Origin of the sequence: Variovorax boronicumulans (assembly GCF_029892485.1) — a bacterium.
Classification (GTDB): Bacteria; Pseudomonadota; Gammaproteobacteria; order Burkholderiales; family Burkholderiaceae_C; genus Variovorax; species Variovorax boronicumulans_B.
In genome coordinates this window covers 1-2,145 of sequence record NZ_JARXVG010000043.1, presented here as the reverse complement: position 1 = coordinate 2,145, position 2,145 = coordinate 1, and the positions used below count along the sequence as shown (strand labels likewise).

The following is a 2,145-nucleotide window of genomic DNA, read 5'->3' as shown; positions in this document are numbered from 1 at the left end:
TACCTGCGCGGCTACGGCACCACCCGCTTCCTCTCGGCCGACACGCCGCGCAACGGCCAGCAGTCGGTGGTCGCCGTGGACATCATCGCGCTGATGGACGCGCTGAAGATCCAGGCCGCCACGGTGGCCGGCTGCGACTGGGGCGCGCGCACGGCGTGCATCATGGCCGCGCTGTGGCCCGAGCGCGTCAAGGCGCTGGTGTCGGTCAGCGGCTACCTCATCGGCAGCCAGGAGGCCGGCAAGACGCCGCTGCCGCCGCAGGCCGAGCTGCAATGGTGGTACCAGTACTACTTCGCGACCGAGCGCGGCCGCGCGGGCTACGAGAAATACCGCCACGACTTCGCCAGGCTCATCTGGCAAATCGCATCGCCCAAGTGGAACTTCGATGCGGCCACTTTCGATCGCAGCGCCGTCGCGTTCGAGAACCCCGACCACGTGGCCATCACGGTGCACAACTACCGCTGGCGCCTGGGCCTGGCCGATGGCGAGGCGAAGTACCAGGCGCTGGAAGACCGGCTGGCCAAGGCGCCGGTGATCGGCGTGCCGACCATCACGCTCGAAGGCGACGCCAACGGCGCGCCGCACCCGGAACCCGCCGCCTACGCGAAGAAGTTCTCGGGCCGCTACGAGCACCGGCTGGTCAGCGGCGGCATCGGCCACAACCTGCCGCAGGAAGCACCCGAGGCCTTCGCGAAGGCCGTGATCGACGTGGCGCGTGCCTAAGGCGACAAGCACAGGAAGACGCACCATGTGGAACATCCATCAGGCCTACATCGACGGCGCCTTCGTGCCCGTGCAGGGCAGCGAACGGCTGGACGTCGTCAATCCCGCGACCGAGCAGGTCATCGGCACGGTCACGCTCGCGAACCGCGACGATGCCAGGCGGGCGATCGCCGCCGCGAACCGGGCTCAGCCGGGCATGGCGGCCAGCACCCGGGCGCAGCGCATCGACATGCTCCGGCGCCTCGAAGCCGCCGTGCTGGCGCGCACCGACCAGATCCGCGATGCCACCATCGAGGAGTACGGCGGCCCGCTGGCGCGCTCGCAATGGGTCAGCAACTACGCCTCGCAATGCTTCGCCAGCACGGCACAGGTGCTGCAGGACTACGCCTTCGAACGTCGCATGGGCGATGCCACAGTGGTGATGGAGCCGGTCGGCGTCGCCGGCCTCATCGCGCCCTGGAACAGCGCCGCGGGCAGCATCTGCAGCAAGCTGGCTTCGGCCATTGCGGCGGGCTGCGCATCGGTCGTCAAGCCGAGCGAACTGGGGCCGCTGCAGGCGCAGGTGGTGACCGAGGCCCTGCACGATGCGGGCCTTCCGGCCGGTGCCGTCAACGTGCTGCTCGGGCGCGGCGGCGACGTGGGCGATGAAATCTCCACCAGCGCTGCAATCGCGAAGATCTCGTTCACCGGTTCCACACAGACCGGCAAGCTCATCGCGCGCGCGGGCCTGGACACCATGAAGCGCGTGAGCCTCGCGCTTTCCGGCAAGTCGGCCACCGTGGTGCTGGACGACGCCGACCTGGCCACCGTGCTGCCCATGGCGCTGAACGCCGCCTTCATGAATAACGGCCAGGCCTGCGTGGCCGGCACGCGCCTGCTGATCCCGAACTCGCACATGCAAGAGGCCATCGGGCACCTGCGGGCCGCCGCAGCCGCCATGCGCGTGGGCGATCCGCGCGACCCCGCCACGGCGGTCGGGCCGCTCGCGAGCAAGGCGCAATTCGAGCGCGTGCAGCACTTCATCCGCCGCGGCCTGGCCGAGGGCGCAACCCTCGTGGCCGGCGGCCAGGGCCGGCCCGAGGGCTTCGACAAGGGCTGGTTCGTGCGGCCGACCGTGTTCGCCGGCGTGCGCAACGACATGGACATCGCGCGCGAGGAGATCTTCGGCCCCGTGCTCTCGGTGATCGGCTATGGCGACGAGGACGAAGCCGTGGCCATCGCGAACGACTCGCCATACGGCCTGCAGGCCTACGTGTTCTCCTCGCAGCCGCAGCGTGCGTTGCGCGTGGCTTCGCGGCTGGGCGCGGGCTCGGTGCTGGTGAACCGCATCGCACCCGAGCTGATCGCGCCCTTCGGCGGCGTCAAGCAGTCGGGCATCGGCAGGGAGTTCGGCGTCTTCGGCATGGAGGCATTCCTGGAGCC

2 protein-coding genes are annotated in these 2,145 nt (G+C 70.0%); both read left to right on the top strand.

What is annotated here, in order from left to right; translation table 11 throughout:
• Positions 1 to 723 (top strand): alpha/beta fold hydrolase (locus tag M2282_RS30980; RefSeq protein ID WP_280812598.1); only part of this gene is annotated, 723 nt, incomplete at its 5' end.
• Positions 724 to 748: 25 nt separating this feature from the next.
• Positions 749 to 2,145, top strand: a 1,397-nt coding sequence (locus M2282_RS30975; RefSeq protein WP_280812597.1) for an aldehyde dehydrogenase family protein, incomplete at its 3' end; no start/stop codon positions are given.